Origin of the sequence: Candidatus Villigracilis vicinus, from assembly GCF_016702885.1 — a bacterium.
In the GTDB taxonomy this organism is placed as follows: Bacteria; Chloroflexota; Anaerolineae; order Anaerolineales; family Villigracilaceae; genus Villigracilis; species Villigracilis vicinus.
Map to the genome: position 1 here is coordinate 196,591 of NZ_JADJDD010000030.1, position 13,102 is coordinate 209,692.

Sequence of the window (13,102 nt, forward strand, 5' to 3'; positions counted from 1 at the left end):
ACTCGCGAGTCGCCCCTACTCATTTAATCGGTAAACAGCGGCAAATGCCCAAGGGAATAAATATGCATCCACTGAGCGCGGTCTCCTTCAGTGAGGATCGCCGCCTCACCTGCAATGCTGGCGTTGGCTTTATCGAGGATCATGCGCATGCCCTGCAGGGTGGAACCAGTGCTGATGACATCATCCACCACCAGAACCTTTTTGCCTTGGATCAACTCACGGTCTTTTTCATCAAGGATCAAGACCTGCGGCTGACCCGTTGTAATGGAAAGAGTCTCCGCTTGCAGGGCGTCACCCATGTAAGGCTTGTAAGTTTTGCGCAAAACGACATACGGTTTCTTTGTTTCCACCGAAAGTGCATGTGCGATGGGGATGGACTTCGCCTCTGCGGTCATGATGATGTCGTAGTCCACACTCTTTACCTTCTCGGCAAGTCCGCGCGCACAGGCTTGCACCAACTCGGTATCTCCCAAAATATTCAAAATGGCAATGCGTAAGCCAGGCTTGATCTCGAACAAACGAAGTTCGCGTTTAATGCCGGCGATTTCAATTGAGTAAGTGTCACGATCGGTCATGGAAATGCCTCCACTGGAAATTTTGCACCGAAAGTTTATCATGATTCGGTTATGTTCCTGCGAGGATGTAGATTAGAAAATTTGTGCTATACTGTGCTCATGCGCGCGATCCGCTCCTCTGAAATCGGTTCATACTTATACTGCCGCCGTGCCTGGTGGTATCGCAAGATCGGAACACCCTCCGAGAATCAGGCAGAACTTGTTGCCGGGACGGAACTCCACCGCCGACATGGAAGGCAGGTCCTTGTCTCCGCGCTCACCCGCACATTGGGCTGGATCCTGCTTCTGGCAGCCATCCTCACGCTGGTAGCATACCTCGCCTATCAAGTGCTATGACCTCCATTGTTCTGATCCTTTTCCTGCTTGCGCTGGTATTTTTCTGGCAATCGAACCGCCAGCAAAAAGCCGCGGGGCTCCCCGGCGGACGCATCATCTATACCGACACACGCGCCTGGGGTAAAGTGGAAAAGCCGCTGTACTACCCCGCCCTCGGGCTCACCGGCAAACCCGACTATCTGATCGAAAAGAACGGTCAGATCATCCCAGTGGAAGTTAAATCAGGGCGCGCACCTGAAGCCCCCTACGACTCACATATTTTTCAACTGGCATCCTATTGCCTGCTTGTAGAAAAATCGTTAGGCAAACGCCCGCCATATGGCATCATCCACTATGAGAACCGTGATTTCGCCATAGACTACACCCATGAATTGGAGAAGGCACTGATCGAACTTATCGCCGACATGCGCGAAGACGATGTCCGCGGGAATATTGACCGGTCGCACGAACAGGTCTCCCGCTGCAAACGCTGCGGCTTCAGGGAAATATGCGAACAAAGCCTCGCATAACATGATAGCGAACAAGACAAAAAGGTATAATTTCCCGTATGTCTTTGCCCTTCATCCCAAAACGTATCGTTGTCACGGCATATCCAAAAATGCCCGAGGCGTTCACAGAAGCGGAAGCCATGTCCGTCTTTCTCAAAGAAAGAGGCATGGATGCACCGGTCGGATCTCTTTATGACGAAGACCTGCGCAGACGCGTAAAGCAGGGTGAGTTTGATATGCTCATTGCCGTGGGCGGGGACGGCAGTGTACTACGAGCAGGTCACTTATGCGCGCCATCGAAAGTTCCCATATTGGGTGTGAACCTGGGCAGGTTGGGGTTCCTCATTCAGATCGACCGTAAGGAATGGCACGAATATTTTGACAGGTTGTTCAAAGGAGAAGCCTGGATCGAAAACCGCATGATGTTGCACGCAGAACACTTCCGCGCTGGCGAAAAGATCGGCACCTCGATCGCCCTCAATGAAGTCGTCGTCGGGCGCGGACAAAACCTGCGCCCCGTGCGGCTCACCGCCTATGTGGACTCCCGCGAGTTGACCAGCTACGTCGCCGATGGGCTCATCGCCGCAACCGCAACCGGCTCCACCGCATATGCCCTTGCCGCAGGCGGACCCATCCTGCCGCCGGAACTTCGCAACATTCTACTGGTACCCATCGCACCCCATCTTTCTGTAGACCGCGCCGTTGTGCTTTCAGAAGGTGTCACGGTCGGCATCAAGATCAAAAGTGAGAATGCCATCCTTAGCGTCGATGGGCAGCCGCCCACCCCGTTGATGGAAGACGACCACGTCAACGTGACTGCAGCCGATGTGACGGCGCAATTCGTACGATTTGGAAACCCGGGGTATTTCTACCGAAATATCACCATGCACATAAACGAAAATTCTTCAGGATTTCCGCGATGATCTCTTCCACATCCACCACTTGCTATGTTCACCCGAACCGGGAGACCAGCCTGCGCTGCAAGCGCTGCGACCGCTACATCTGCACCTCCTGCGCGGTCAGCACCCCCACCGGTTACATTTGCAAAGAATGCATGCGCGAAAGACAACGCTCCTTCGATACCGCCCTATGGTACGACTTTATCTCCGGCGCCATCGTCGCAGGAGTAATTTCAGGGGTGGCGTCCTTTTTGGTGACCCTGATCGGCGGCTTCGGTTTCTTTGGCTGGATATTGATCTTTCTCGGTTCTTCCGCCGCCGGAACCGGTATTGCCGAAGCCGTTCGAGCTATCACCCACCGACGCCGCTCGCGTGCGCTATTTATTACCGTGGGCGCAGGTGTCATTGCTGGCGCACTGCCCATGCTGCTCTTGCAGCTTCTCGGCGGAAATATCTTTGGCATTATCTTTCAAGCGCTTTACCTATTCGTATCCGTCCCCTTAGTGTACGCCCGGCTCTCCGGCATCCAACTTTCCAGATAACCCATGCTTACCGAACTCCACATCCAGAATTTCGCCATCATCGACAAACTCGACCTGCGCTTCGGTGCCGGGCTGATCATCCTTACCGGTGAAACCGGCGCAGGCAAATCGATCATCCTCGACGCCGTAGTCATGCTCATCGGCGGCAAAGCCGACCCAACCTTCGTGCGCGCAGATTCAGACGCCGCCTTTGTTGAGGGTGTCTTCCATCTCAAAGGTCCGGAACGTGAGGCGGTGCATGAAGTCCTCAAACGCGAAGATCTGATGGACGATCCCGATTACGTGGTGCTGATGCGTGAAGTCCGCCGCGAAGGGCGCAGCGTGGCACGTATTAATGGACGCACAGTGAACGTGGGGCTGCTCAAGGAACTTGGCGCATTGTTGATCGATATTCACGGGCAGGCGGAACATCTTTCCCTGCTTGACCCGCGCGCACATCTCGGTCTGCTCGACCGATACGCCGATGTTGCCAAACCATTGAACGATTACCGTCAGACCTATCATTCGCTGTTGACCCTGCGCCATGAATTGAACGACATCCGCAAAGCCCAGGCAGACGCTGACCGCCGTATTGAAATGCTCACCTACCAGGTGGAAGAGATCGAATCGGCGAAATTAAAAGTGGGCGAAGACGAAGAATTGCGCAAAGAACGCGACCGGCTCGCCAACGCTGAGTCACTTGCACAGAACGCACAGGAAGCGCTCGCGATCCTCGAAGAAGGCTCGCCTGAAACTCCCGCAGCAACCGACTTGATCGGACAGGCAGCCCAAGCACTTGCTGCATTGGCAAAGATCGATGAAGGACAATCAGAACTTTCAAATCAAGCCGAGCTCATGCTCGATACCCTTTCAGATATCATCCACGAACTGCGCGGGTACTTGGAAGAGATCGAATTCAACCCCAAACGGCTCGACGACGTTGAAGAACGGCTCGACCTGATTCATTCGCTCGTCCGAAAATATGGCGGCAGCATTCCCGCAGTCATCTCATACGGAGCCGATGCGAAAAAACAGTTGGATACCATCACAGGTGCGGCGGATCGCATCGCCGAACTTGAAATGCAGGAAGCCAAACTGCTCGAGAAACTCTCGAAACAGGGCGGCACCCTCTCTGAAAAACGCAAGTCCGCTGCCGAAACCATGGGGAAAGGCATTGAGCTTGAACTCGATGATCTGCGCATGGCATCGGCTCAATTTGGCGTGGACTTCCAAACCAAGCCCGACCCCAACGGCGTCCCATCCGCAGATGGAACCCGCCTCGCCTTCGACCAAAATGGTCTCGACCGCGTGGAATTTCTTGTTGCCCCCAACCCCGGTGAAGGTCTCAAACCGCTGGCAAAGGTCGCTTCCGGTGGTGAAACCTCGCGTCTCATGCTTGGGTTGAAAAATGTCATGGCACGCGCCGATGAAGTTCCCTCACTCATATTCGATTAGATCGACCAAGGCATTGGCGGGCGCGTGGGCATGGTAGTGGGGCATAAACTATGGAATCTCTCGCGCAGCCATCAAGTTTTCTGCGTAACACACCTCCCGCAACTCGCCGTCTTTGGCGACCAGCATTATCAGGTGCAAAAACTTGTGGACAAAGGACGCACCCTCACCCGTGTCGAGCCGCTCGAAGGCGAGAGCCGCCTGCTGGAGCTTTCGCAAATGCTCGGCGAAGTGGGTGAAGGCACGCTCCGTTCGGCTCACGAACTGTTGCAAACCGCCCGACAAATGGTCAAAGAAACTAAAAAGTAATAAAAAGAGGTCATTTCCTGTGAAATGACCTCTTTTTATTAGCATGTTTGGAAATTAAAATGTTGATTGCCAGGGTGAGGGGGGCACCCTGGCAATCAACGATGTCAATAATACACCTAGATTTTTGAAATGTCAATAATTAAATTGGTTAGAAATTATTAATTTATTTTATTCAGATTCGTTGTGCCCTGAGTAGGAATCGAACCTACATCTAAGCCTTAGGAGTGCCTTGTTCTATCCGTTGAACTATCAGAGCGATATTTGGATTATACCCAAAAGTTCAAAACCGTTCATACCGTCCTCATAGAGAAAATTAATACACACCGCCAGACGGTCGTGCTATCATCGAAATCATGAACACCACTCGTCCCCCCTGCTAAGCCTACCCCCTCTCAGCCTCACAGGCTGACCTTGCATTTCCCCTAACCCGTAAAAAACCTACACCCGACGACCTCGACGGTGCCTGACGACTGTGCAGCCGTCTATTTGCATTTAAGCGTGCTCGTGCGCCGCCCCACTCCAATTTGTCGCCCACCCATCTCAACTCGACAAATTGGAGGTTTCACATGGAAACAATTCGGGGCAAAACATCCCTGACTATGGATTCGACTGAACTGCATGCACGACTCGCAAATTACAAACGCATCGCGCTGGACCTGGGAACGGGTGATGGCAAATTTGCCTTTTGCCACGCCCAAACATTTCCCAGCCACTTCATCATCGGCATGGACTCGTGCCGCGAGAATCTGAGAGAATATTCACGCACCAATCTACCAAATCTGCTTTACGTGATTGCCAACGCCCAATCCCTGCCGCACGAACTGCATGGACAGATTTCACATGTCACCATTAACTTTCCGTGGGGAAGTTTGCTGAACAGCCTGCTCGAAGGTGACCCAAGACTCTTATGCGGACTTGAATCCATTTTAGGTTCGGGTGCCAGGCTCGAGATCCGCTTGAACGGAGGCGCGTTATCCGAACAAGGCTGGTCACTGGAAGACGGTTCAGAGCGCATCTTTCAAAATCTTGCAGTGGCAGGCTGGCGCCTCGATGCTCCTGCAAAGATGGACTCTCATGCATTGCACCACTTTCCGAGTACATGGGCAAAACGCCTTGCCTTTGGGCGCGATCCGCGCGCAATTTACGGTAGTGCAAGTTTGAAGTAAAAAAGTAGGTCACGCTATATGCGTGACCTACTGCTCTATTTTAAAATTGCTAACTTGAAATTCGTTATAAATGCTTTGGCGTTGCAGGTTAAGCCATCCATGGCTGGCTGATATCCCATCTGCAAATTGCGTAATAAACCCATACTGCGGGTCAAATTCGGCATCAAGGATGGCGAAGGGAGAATTCTCTAACGTCTTCCCCAGCATTGCAAACATTTGTGGAACCGTGAAGTGGTTGTAATCGCAGAGAAAAACTTCATTTCCCCAATCCGGGTCTGCCCATGCGTCGGGCGGAAGCGCAGAATTTACATGCAAAGGTTGCACCTTTCTTACTGCATCATCCTGAACTTCAATCGACGCATTGACCTTGCAAATACTCTGAGAGGCGCCATGGATCTCGAATGCATAATTTTGGATCATGGCAGAATCCCATTGGGCTTGTGCCTTTATAAGTATAGTTTGGATATTTCCAATGTTTATATTTTGTTCCAAAAATGCCAGTGGGTCATACAAAAATTGCATCAAAATCAATCCAATGAAAACAACCCCAACAATAGTTCTTGTTTTCCAAATCATGTAAAAACTATAACATAATCATCCCTTGACTCTACCCTTTGGGAAGACTGTATACTGCCGACATGACCCAAGCTGAAGAACTGCTCTCCATTGGCGCTTTCGCCAGCCTCACCCGCCTTTCACTCAAAGCCTTGCAGCTCTATGACCAATTGAACCTATTACAACCACGCTGGGTCGACCGCAATCTGGCTATCGTTATTATGGCGAGGATCAGGTCAAGCAGTTGGCAGGCGGGCAAGCCGCCTGTGTGATGACGGTCGGACCAGAGACCGACTTCCCCGTCATTCTCGGCGCGTACGATGCCGCTGCGGATTGGATCCAAAAGAACGGTCATGAAATGGCAGAACCACCGCGCGAGATCTGGCACAGCAGACTAGGCAGGAACGTAGAGCCGAAGATGGAGATCGTCTGGTTGTTCAAGTAAAAAAATCTGGTCACGCTTTTAGCGTGACCAGATTTTTTATTTCAAAGACTTCGCCGCATTCCGTCCTGCAGCGCCGCTGACGCCGCCTCCGCCGTGGACTCCACTTCCGCAGAGATAGAGGTTGTCAATGGGCGTTTTGTGATTCGACCAGCCTGGGATGGGTCGCATGAAGAGGAATTGATCGAGCATGAGTTGACCGTGGTTGAGGTCGCCTTCGGTGAGACCGTAGGTTTGTTCGAGGTCAAGAGGCGAAATCAATTTGCGATTTACGATTGACGATTTGAGGTTGGGGAAATATTCCGCAAGTGAGTCAATCGCCAATGTTTCAACTTTCCACTTTCCACTTTCCAGTCACTATTTCTCAAAGCATACGGCGCGGATTGGAAATGGATGCTGACCACGTTGCCAGAAGTCGTCACTTCCAGATACGGCTTCTCGGAAATTTCGCCGTACTTCGCGGCGTCGTAGGCTTTTTCTAAATACTTGATTGAAGGAGCAACAACCAGTGTCCCTTCGGGGATGCCGTGACTGCCGTTGGTCTGCAAGTGGATTTTTGCCACCGAGCCGCGCATTTTGATGGACTGGGTGTGCCAGACGAATTCGGGCGGTAAATCCTGTGCGCCGACGAGTTTGAGCAGGGTGTGCTTCGGGTCTGCGGAGGAGAGGATTTGATTTGCAAGAATCTCTTCGCCGTTTGCGAGGATGACACCCTTCGCAATCTGGCTTTCTACTTTGATACTTTTTACTTCTGCCTCGGTTCTAATTTCACCACCGAAGGATTTCACCGCATTCGCAAGTGCTTGTGTAATTTCTCCAGCTTTGCCAACATTGACGTTTGCCAAGCCGCCGCGATTCATCCAGTTGTGGATGAGGGTGTAGCCTGTGCCTGCGCCCATCGGTCCGAGGGTGAAGCCGTGGATGCCGACGGAGGCAATCGCGGCTTTGACCACGTCAGATTCAAAATATTCATCGAGCAATTCCTGCGCGGTCATCGGCAGGGCGCGGATGAAGTTGAGCATGTCCTTGCGACCTGCGAGTTTCAGTTCGAGTCCCAATTCGAGCAAGCCGTAGCCTTCGCGGATGTTGAAGTTCAGCGGCAGGCGCGGCATGATGGTGGCGTAGGCGGTGTCGAGAATGCTTGCGGCTTTATCCATGAAGCGGACAAATTCGGGGAAGCGCGCCGCGTCTTTTTCGGAGATGCGTTTGATGGACTCGGCGTCGAGGGTGAGGTGGTTGCCGTCTGCCTGGAGGGAGATGAATGGCTTTCGGACGGTATCAACTGTCAGCCCGTGTGAGGCGAGTTTCAGGTCTTTGATAATGTCGGGGCGCAGAGTCCCGCCTGCATAAATTGAATCCGCTTTGAAATCATCGCCGAAAGATTCTGTAACAACCGAACCGCCGACGATGGCGCGGCGTTCAAGCACCAAAACTTTTTTGCCTTGCTTGGCGAGATAGGCAGCAGCAACGAGTCCGTTATGACCTGCGCCGATGATGATGGTGTCGTAGTGGCTCATAGCATACCGTCCTTGAGAATTTCTTTTGCAGCCAACATGCCGGGTGCGCCCATCACGCCGCCGCCAGGGTGCGCGCCGCTTGCGCCGAAGTAGTAGCCTTTGAGCGGGGTGCGGAAGTCTGCCCATTGCGGGGTGGGACGCAGGAAGAAGATTTGGTGCAGCAGCAGTTCGCCGTGGAAGATGTTGCCGCCCGTGATGCCCGCGATGGCTTCGATGTCTTTCGGCGAGATGACCTGCATGCCGACAATGGCTTTGCGGATGTTCGGCGCGTATTGCTCGATGGTCGAGATGACCGCTTCGCCGAGTTCGTCCCGCCTCGTGTCGTTCCAGCCGCCTTCGAGGTCGTACGGCGCGTATTGCACGAAGCAAGACATCACGTGCTGTCCGGGAGGCGCCATGTCTGGGTCAATCATGGATGGGAAAATCATATCGAGATACGGGCGCTTGGAAATCTGCCCGTACTTCGCGTCGTCGTAGGCGCGCTCGATGTAATCAATGCTCGGGCTGATGGACACCGCGCCGCGATGCAGCGCCGAGTCGTGACCTTTGCCTTTGAAGGGCAGCGCGGTGAAGTTGGGCAGTTCGCTCAACGCGATGTTGACCTTGCCCGACGAGCCGCGTGTGCGGAAGTTTTGCAGCGCGGTGACGAATTCATCGGGGAAATGTTTTTGCTCGACGAATTGCAGGAAGGTGCGCTTCGGGTCAGCGGCGGACATGACAACTTTGGATGTGAGTTCATCGCCGTTCTCGAGAGCGACGCCAACAGCGCGTCCATTCTTAACGATGACCTGCTTCACGCTTGCGTTGAGTCTGACCTCCACCCCGAGCGCTTTCGCTGCGCTAAGGATGGAGCCGCTGACTCCGCCAGAGCCGTTCTTGGCAAAACCCCACGCGCGGAAGGCGCCGTCAATTTCGCCCATGTAGTGATGAAGCAAAACGTACGCCGTCCCAGGGGAGCGCGGACCAAGGTAGGTGCCGATGATTCCGCTGGCGGCTTTGGTGCCTTTGAGCGCGTCAAACTCGAACCACTCTTCGAGCAAATCCGCGGAGGATTGGGTGGCGAGTTTGGCAATTGCATACAATTCTTTTTCAGAAAGATTTGCTGCGAATTGACCGACTTTGAGCAAGCCCATTAAGTCCTTCACGCTGAGTGAGGATGGGTCGGGCGGAATGAGATTGATAATCGGCTTGATGGCTTTTGCCGCGCGTGCCATGACACGTGCGTACTCGTCATAGGCTTCTGCGTCTTTTGGGGAGTGACGATAGATCTCGCGGCGGGTCAGGTCGTGGTCATCCCATGCGCCGAGATAATCTCCGTTTTCCATGGGAGTGACGGTGGAAGGAAGCGGAAGGATTTTGAGTCCATGCTTGGGCAATTCCAAGTCACGGATGATTTCGGGGCGTAACAAACTCACCACATATGAAAACTCGGTGAACTTATAGCCAGGGAAAATTTCCTCGGTCACTGCCGCGCCGCCTGCGATATGTCTGCGCTCAAGCACGACCACTTTCTTGCCTGCGCGCGCGAGGTATGCGCCAGCCACAAGTCCGTTGTGACCACCGCCGATGATGATTGCGTCGTATTGATTTGTTGTCATAGATAATTCCTATAATGACGATGGACGGTAGACGATTGACCATGGAAAACCATCGTCCGTCGTCTGTGGTCTATCGTCCTATTTCTTCTTCCACTCAGGCTCGTAGAACGGCAGCTTGACCACCTTCGCAGGCGCGTGTTGACGGTGATGTTCGACGGTGATTTCCATGCGTACATCGGTGCCGACTTCAAAGTATGGTTTCTGCAAATGTGCGAGGGCGATGTATTTTTTCAGCAGCGGTGACCATGTAGAAGTGGATGCGTATCCAACCTGCACATTGCCCACCATCACAGGCAGACTTCCACGCACAGCCATGCCAGGGATTTGCGGCGGCAAGCCAGCGCCTGCGAATAACTTTTCCATTCCAACCCAATCCACTTCCAAACCGACCATCTTCCATGTGGAGCCTTCGCGCTTTTCACGTTCCAACGCGCGGCGACCGACGAAGTAGCCGGGTTTATCAAGAGCGACTGTCCAGTCGAGTCCCAATTCGTAGGGAGAGGATTTCTGCGGTTCGATCCATGCGTGGCTTGCGGAGGTGTAGTCCACATCAAGCATGAAGAGACCTGCTTCCACGCGCGCCATGTCCATTGCCAAAATGCCGACGGGTGCAATGCCGTAATCACCGCCGACTTCCATCAACTTATCCCAAATAGGAAGTGCGTCTTTTGCGTCCATCCAGATTTCGTAGCCGAGGTCACCTGTGTAACCTGTGCGTGAAATGGTGACTTCAATTCCGTTGATCTTGTTCTTCATCATGCGGAAATACTTCAACTCGTCCACGGGTTTTTCGGCGACGATGTTCAAGACCTTGCGTGTGTTCGGTCCCTGAAAACTGAGCGCCGCCACATCGTCCGTGACTTCGGTAATTTCCACTTCCATGCCGACCGCATTCATCATCAGCCAGCGCAGATTTGGTTCCGCAGAGGTCAGGCGAAAGGTTGTTTCGTCGAAGCGCGTGACGGTGCCATCGTCGATCATCTTGCCTTCTTCGTCGCACCAGCCGGTGTAGAAGACTTGTCCCACGCTCATCTTGTGGATGTTGCGGGTGGTGACGCGATGCAGCAAAGCCGCCGCGTCTTTGCCTTTAATCACATACTTGATCAGCGGCGAGACATCGATCAACGCTGCCGCATTGCGGATCGCCCAATACTCGCGGTCGAGCGTGTGCTCGTACGAGCCTGCGGCGAAATATCCCGCCCACTTGCGCCAATTCCGAGGCTGGCACAACGCGGACGTTCGTTCATGGAATGGAGTGGTTTTTAGTTGAAGCATGGGGAGGTTTCCTTGATTGGCGCGGATTGTACATTATATATAATCCTGTGGCAATCCAGAGATTCACCTAATGAAGACAAAACAGGTCAGATTGCATCATCACATTATTGGCTCATATTCTCAACCCGCGATTGGGGACAAAATGTAAATCAACTCCGGGATAATAAAAACTCACCCCATTCAATATCTCAGGGGTGAGTTTTCGTGTCAAAAAAAAGAGCAGGCGGGCTTTCGTTATCTTTTCAAATTCATTCGATATATTTTTTTATTTCCAGTCACTAAGTTCTTCTTCAAGGTTTTCAAGAATTTTGATGTATTTACCCTCTTCGTCCTGCATATCATTCTCAAAAGTAATGTTGTTCAATCCTTCAAGGATCTTATGCTCGTCTTCAGGAGAAATATTCTGTTCAAGAAGTGGCAAGATCAGATTCTTGAGACGGTCCAGGTGCTGACGCAGGGTGGAGTTGAACTCACTGGCAGCCCAGCTCACTTCGGTACGGGCACTGGAATCTCCACCCTGCCAGGCTTTGGCGGCTTTGAATAATAGGTCTGCCGCTTCCCTGCATTTTGTCTGTTCACTCTTCATGCCGCCAACGGCTCCCATATTGGAAGGAAAACCGGAGTCTTCGAGCGCAGCAATGAGTAATCCTTCCTTGCGAAAGAAAACAGCTTCAACGTAATCATGGATGAAAGTGCTGCCAAATACAAAAAAACCGGGTTGGACATGTTTGTTGCTCGAACCGAGTTCGGCGGAGCCTCTGCCGAAAACATCCAAAAACCGTAGAACGATCTCCTGGTCTTGTTTTAGTTTTTTTGCGATACGCATATTGGTTTCCTGTCAGAGAAGCGGGACTTTTTCTTAATGATTAAAATTTTACCGCCCTTTGAAGGAATCGACGGAAACAATTCCAAACGATATCAAAGAGACTCGCCTAGAGTAGTGCGAGTCAGGCGTAAAGCAGCGAGTTCGTTCCACAACAAAATGGAAAATAGAAAAACATAGAACGCTGCCCCTTTGATGAAGAATGCCGGTCCCGCCAAGGCAAGCGTCCCCCATGTGTAAACGGCAAGACTCTTCCAGCGCTCGTCGGCGCGGAAGGCAAAACCGAGAACGACCATGGCAGGGAAAAGTGTGAGACCGAGCAACACAAACGAGAGGTCATGCAACTGTCCATGCCAGGTGGCGGGAGTATCACGAATCGTTGGGTCGGTGGTGAGGGCTAAGGTGGCGAGAAATAAACCTGCGAACGCCATCAGCGTGGTGCCAAGCTTGGAAGCAGTGCTTGGCTTCAAGTCCAGAAAGAGGCGACGGGCAAAAAGAGTCATGATGAGTCCGCTGATGATGAAGGTGGCGGTCATGATCCACCCAAAGCGACCGAGTGCCAGCCCGCTGGGCCAGTCGAAAGTGGGGTCATTAATGGGGTGCCAACCCAGACTCAAAAGAAAATCGTATTCGACGAATGTCAACGTAACAAGCACAACAGCAAAAAGAATGGGACCAATAAGAATTAGTTTTTTCATGTTTAAACAAAACAGCCTCGCACATGCGAGGCTGTTTCCATTTTTAGATCACCAAGTCCAACCGCCGCGCAAGCGGACAACACCCATGAAGACCAAAACCAACGAACCGACAATACAGAACAAGGTATTGCGGAAGCGAACCGTGTCTGAGGCGTTCTTCCAACGTGCAGGCAAATGTGCAAGGACAGCCGCAACGATCATGGTGGTGGCATGTTCGATGCGCAGCATGGGGAAGCCAACACCAGATAAGCCGGTCCAGATCAAGAAGATCAAGCCAAGGGTGGCTTGCAGGTCCATAAGACCGCTGAAGCCGGAGGCGAGTCCACGGTCCATGCCTTTGAAGGCGCCGCCGCGCAGCCAGCCAAGTGTGAATTTGACGATGGCAACCAGTGCCACAAGCAAAATGAGCCAGCGGGTGTGGGAGTGAATTACGAGAAGAGTTTGCATT

At 52.5% G+C, this 13,102-nt stretch carries 18 protein-coding genes and 1 tRNA gene; 9 read left to right on the plus strand and 10 right to left on the minus strand.

Features of this window, described 5'->3' with window-relative positions:
• Positions 1 to 23: 23 nt before the first annotated feature.
• Positions 24 to 575 (minus strand): phosphoribosyltransferase family protein, encoded by a 552-nt coding sequence (locus IPG80_RS21800; protein ID WP_345111868.1) that lies wholly within the window; start codon positions 573 to 575, stop codon positions 24 to 26.
• Between the two features lie 99 nt (positions 576 to 674).
• Here IPG80_RS21800 and IPG80_RS21805 point away from each other — a divergent pair, with 99 nt between their 5' ends.
• From IPG80_RS21805 to IPG80_RS21830, 6 genes are read left to right on the plus strand one after another with little or no spacing between them, the layout of a single operon-like run.
• Positions 675 to 911, plus strand: a complete 237-nt coding sequence (locus IPG80_RS21805) for a hypothetical protein (protein WP_345111871.1) — start codon at positions 675 to 677, stop codon at positions 909 to 911.
• Entirely contained in the window at positions 908 to 1,420 is a 513-nt protein-coding gene (gene cas4 / locus IPG80_RS21810; RefSeq protein WP_345111874.1) for a CRISPR-associated protein Cas4, read from the plus strand. Before IPG80_RS21805 ends, cas4 begins: the two co-directional genes overlap by 4 nt.
• A gap of 38 nt (positions 1,421 to 1,458) precedes the next feature.
• Complete coding sequence (locus IPG80_RS21815) at positions 1,459 to 2,322, plus strand: NAD(+)/NADH kinase (protein ID WP_345111877.1); 864 nt, start codon at positions 1,459 to 1,461, stop codon at positions 2,320 to 2,322.
• Entirely contained in the window at positions 2,319 to 2,840 is a 522-nt protein-coding gene (locus tag IPG80_RS21820) for a hypothetical protein (protein ID WP_345111880.1), read from the plus strand. The genes IPG80_RS21815 and IPG80_RS21820 overlap by 4 nt, the downstream gene beginning before the upstream one ends.
• A gap of 3 nt (positions 2,841 to 2,843) precedes the next feature.
• On the plus strand, positions 2,844 to 4,274 hold the full coding sequence (recN, locus tag IPG80_RS21825) for a DNA repair protein RecN (RefSeq protein WP_345111883.1): 1,431 nt from the start codon (positions 2,844 to 2,846) through the stop codon (positions 4,272 to 4,274).
• A 24-nt stretch (positions 4,275 to 4,298) separates the two neighbouring features.
• Positions 4,299 to 4,580 (plus strand): hypothetical protein, encoded by a 282-nt coding sequence (locus IPG80_RS21830; protein WP_345111887.1) that lies wholly within the window; start codon positions 4,299 to 4,301, stop codon positions 4,578 to 4,580.
• Positions 4,581 to 4,764: 184 nt separating this feature from the next.
• Here IPG80_RS21830 and IPG80_RS21835 read toward each other — a convergent pair.
• Positions 4,765 to 4,836, minus strand: a tRNA-Arg gene (locus IPG80_RS21835).
• A 310-nt stretch (positions 4,837 to 5,146) separates the two neighbouring features.
• On the opposite strand from IPG80_RS21835, the gene IPG80_RS21840 reads away from it, so the two are divergent.
• A complete protein-coding gene (locus IPG80_RS21840) occupies positions 5,147 to 5,746 on the plus strand; it encodes a class I SAM-dependent methyltransferase (RefSeq protein ID WP_345111890.1) in 600 nt (199 codons plus the stop codon).
• A gap of 27 nt (positions 5,747 to 5,773) precedes the next feature.
• Here IPG80_RS21840 and IPG80_RS21845 read toward each other — a convergent pair whose 3' ends face one another.
• Entirely contained in the window at positions 5,774 to 6,322 is a 549-nt protein-coding gene (locus tag IPG80_RS21845; protein WP_345111892.1) for a DUF6174 domain-containing protein, read from the minus strand.
• A 62-nt stretch (positions 6,323 to 6,384) separates the two neighbouring features.
• Here IPG80_RS21845 and IPG80_RS21850 point away from each other — a divergent pair, with 62 nt between their 5' ends.
• Both IPG80_RS21850 and IPG80_RS21855 read left to right on the plus strand, forming a co-directional pair.
• Positions 6,385 to 6,573, plus strand: a complete 189-nt coding sequence (locus tag IPG80_RS21850; RefSeq protein WP_345111895.1) for a hypothetical protein — start codon at positions 6,385 to 6,387, stop codon at positions 6,571 to 6,573.
• On the plus strand, positions 6,546 to 6,746 hold the full coding sequence (locus tag IPG80_RS21855; protein ID WP_345111898.1) for a hypothetical protein: 201 nt from the start codon (positions 6,546 to 6,548) through the stop codon (positions 6,744 to 6,746). Before IPG80_RS21850 ends, IPG80_RS21855 begins: the two co-directional genes overlap by 28 nt.
• Positions 6,747 to 6,782: 36 nt before the next feature.
• Here IPG80_RS21855 and IPG80_RS21860 read toward each other — a convergent pair whose 3' ends face one another.
• The 7 genes from IPG80_RS21860 to IPG80_RS21890 all read right to left on the minus strand — a co-directional run bounded on the left by IPG80_RS21860 (position 6,783) and on the right by IPG80_RS21890 (position 13,101).
• Positions 6,783 to 7,004: a hypothetical protein gene (locus IPG80_RS21860; protein WP_345111900.1), complete on the minus strand. Its 222-nt coding sequence runs from the start codon at positions 7,002 to 7,004 to the stop codon at positions 6,783 to 6,785.
• Positions 7,005 to 7,012: 8 nt separating this feature from the next.
• Positions 7,013 to 8,260, minus strand: coding sequence for an NAD(P)/FAD-dependent oxidoreductase (locus IPG80_RS21865; RefSeq protein ID WP_345111903.1), 1,248 nt, complete (start codon positions 8,258 to 8,260; stop codon positions 7,013 to 7,015).
• On the minus strand, positions 8,257 to 9,858 hold the full coding sequence (locus tag IPG80_RS21870) for an NAD(P)/FAD-dependent oxidoreductase (protein WP_345111907.1): 1,602 nt from the start codon (positions 9,856 to 9,858) through the stop codon (positions 8,257 to 8,259). Before IPG80_RS21870 ends, IPG80_RS21865 begins: the two co-directional genes overlap by 4 nt.
• Positions 9,859 to 9,936: 78 nt before the next feature.
• Positions 9,937 to 11,133 carry an aminomethyltransferase family protein gene (locus IPG80_RS21875; RefSeq protein WP_345111910.1) on the minus strand — a complete coding sequence of 399 codons (1,197 nt, stop codon included), beginning with the start codon at positions 11,131 to 11,133 and terminating at the stop codon, positions 9,937 to 9,939.
• Between the two features lie 265 nt (positions 11,134 to 11,398).
• A complete protein-coding gene (locus IPG80_RS21880) occupies positions 11,399 to 11,959 on the minus strand; it encodes a hypothetical protein (protein WP_345111912.1) in 561 nt (186 codons plus the stop codon).
• Positions 11,960 to 12,051: 92 nt separating this feature from the next.
• Positions 12,052 to 12,654, minus strand: a complete 603-nt coding sequence (locus tag IPG80_RS21885) for a DUF998 domain-containing protein (RefSeq protein ID WP_345111914.1) — start codon at positions 12,652 to 12,654, stop codon at positions 12,052 to 12,054.
• A 48-nt stretch (positions 12,655 to 12,702) separates the two neighbouring features.
• Positions 12,703 to 13,101: a hypothetical protein gene (locus IPG80_RS21890; RefSeq protein WP_345111917.1), complete on the minus strand. Its 399-nt coding sequence runs from the start codon at positions 13,099 to 13,101 to the stop codon at positions 12,703 to 12,705.
• Position 13,102 lies beyond the last annotated feature (1 nt).

Coding starts and splice junctions, on each gene's coding strand:
- recN (WP_345111883.1), top strand. CDS start 2,844: ATGCTTACCGAACTCCACATCCAGAATTTCGCCATCATCGACAAACTC.
- IPG80_RS21850 (WP_345111895.1), top strand. CDS start 6,385: ATGACCCAAGCTGAAGAACTGCTCTCCATTGGCGCTTTCGCCAGCCTC.
- IPG80_RS21805 (WP_345111871.1), top strand. CDS start 675: ATGCGCGCGATCCGCTCCTCTGAAATCGGTTCATACTTATACTGCCGC.
- cas4 (WP_345111874.1), top strand. CDS start 908: ATGACCTCCATTGTTCTGATCCTTTTCCTGCTTGCGCTGGTATTTTTC.
- IPG80_RS21845 (WP_345111892.1), bottom strand. CDS start 6,322: ATGATTTGGAAAACAAGAACTATTGTTGGGGTTGTTTTCATTGGATTG.
- IPG80_RS21840 (WP_345111890.1), top strand. CDS start 5,147: ATGGAAACAATTCGGGGCAAAACATCCCTGACTATGGATTCGACTGAA.
- IPG80_RS21815 (WP_345111877.1), top strand. CDS start 1,459: ATGTCTTTGCCCTTCATCCCAAAACGTATCGTTGTCACGGCATATCCA.
- IPG80_RS21865 (WP_345111903.1), bottom strand. CDS start 8,260: ATGAGCCACTACGACACCATCATCATCGGCGCAGGTCATAACGGACTC.
- IPG80_RS21890 (WP_345111917.1), bottom strand. CDS start 13,101: ATGCAAACTCTTCTCGTAATTCACTCCCACACCCGCTGGCTCATTTTG.
- IPG80_RS21820 (WP_345111880.1), top strand. CDS start 2,319: ATGATCTCTTCCACATCCACCACTTGCTATGTTCACCCGAACCGGGAG.
- IPG80_RS21875 (WP_345111910.1), bottom strand. CDS start 11,133: ATGCTTCAACTAAAAACCACTCCATTCCATGAACGAACGTCCGCGTTG.
- IPG80_RS21880 (WP_345111912.1), bottom strand. CDS start 11,959: ATGCGTATCGCAAAAAAACTAAAACAAGACCAGGAGATCGTTCTACGG.
- IPG80_RS21870 (WP_345111907.1), bottom strand. CDS start 9,858: ATGACAACAAATCAATACGACGCAATCATCATCGGCGGTGGTCACAAC.
- IPG80_RS21885 (WP_345111914.1), bottom strand. CDS start 12,654: ATGAAAAAACTAATTCTTATTGGTCCCATTCTTTTTGCTGTTGTGCTT.
- IPG80_RS21800 (WP_345111868.1), bottom strand. CDS start 575: ATGACCGATCGTGACACTTACTCAATTGAAATCGCCGGCATTAAACGC.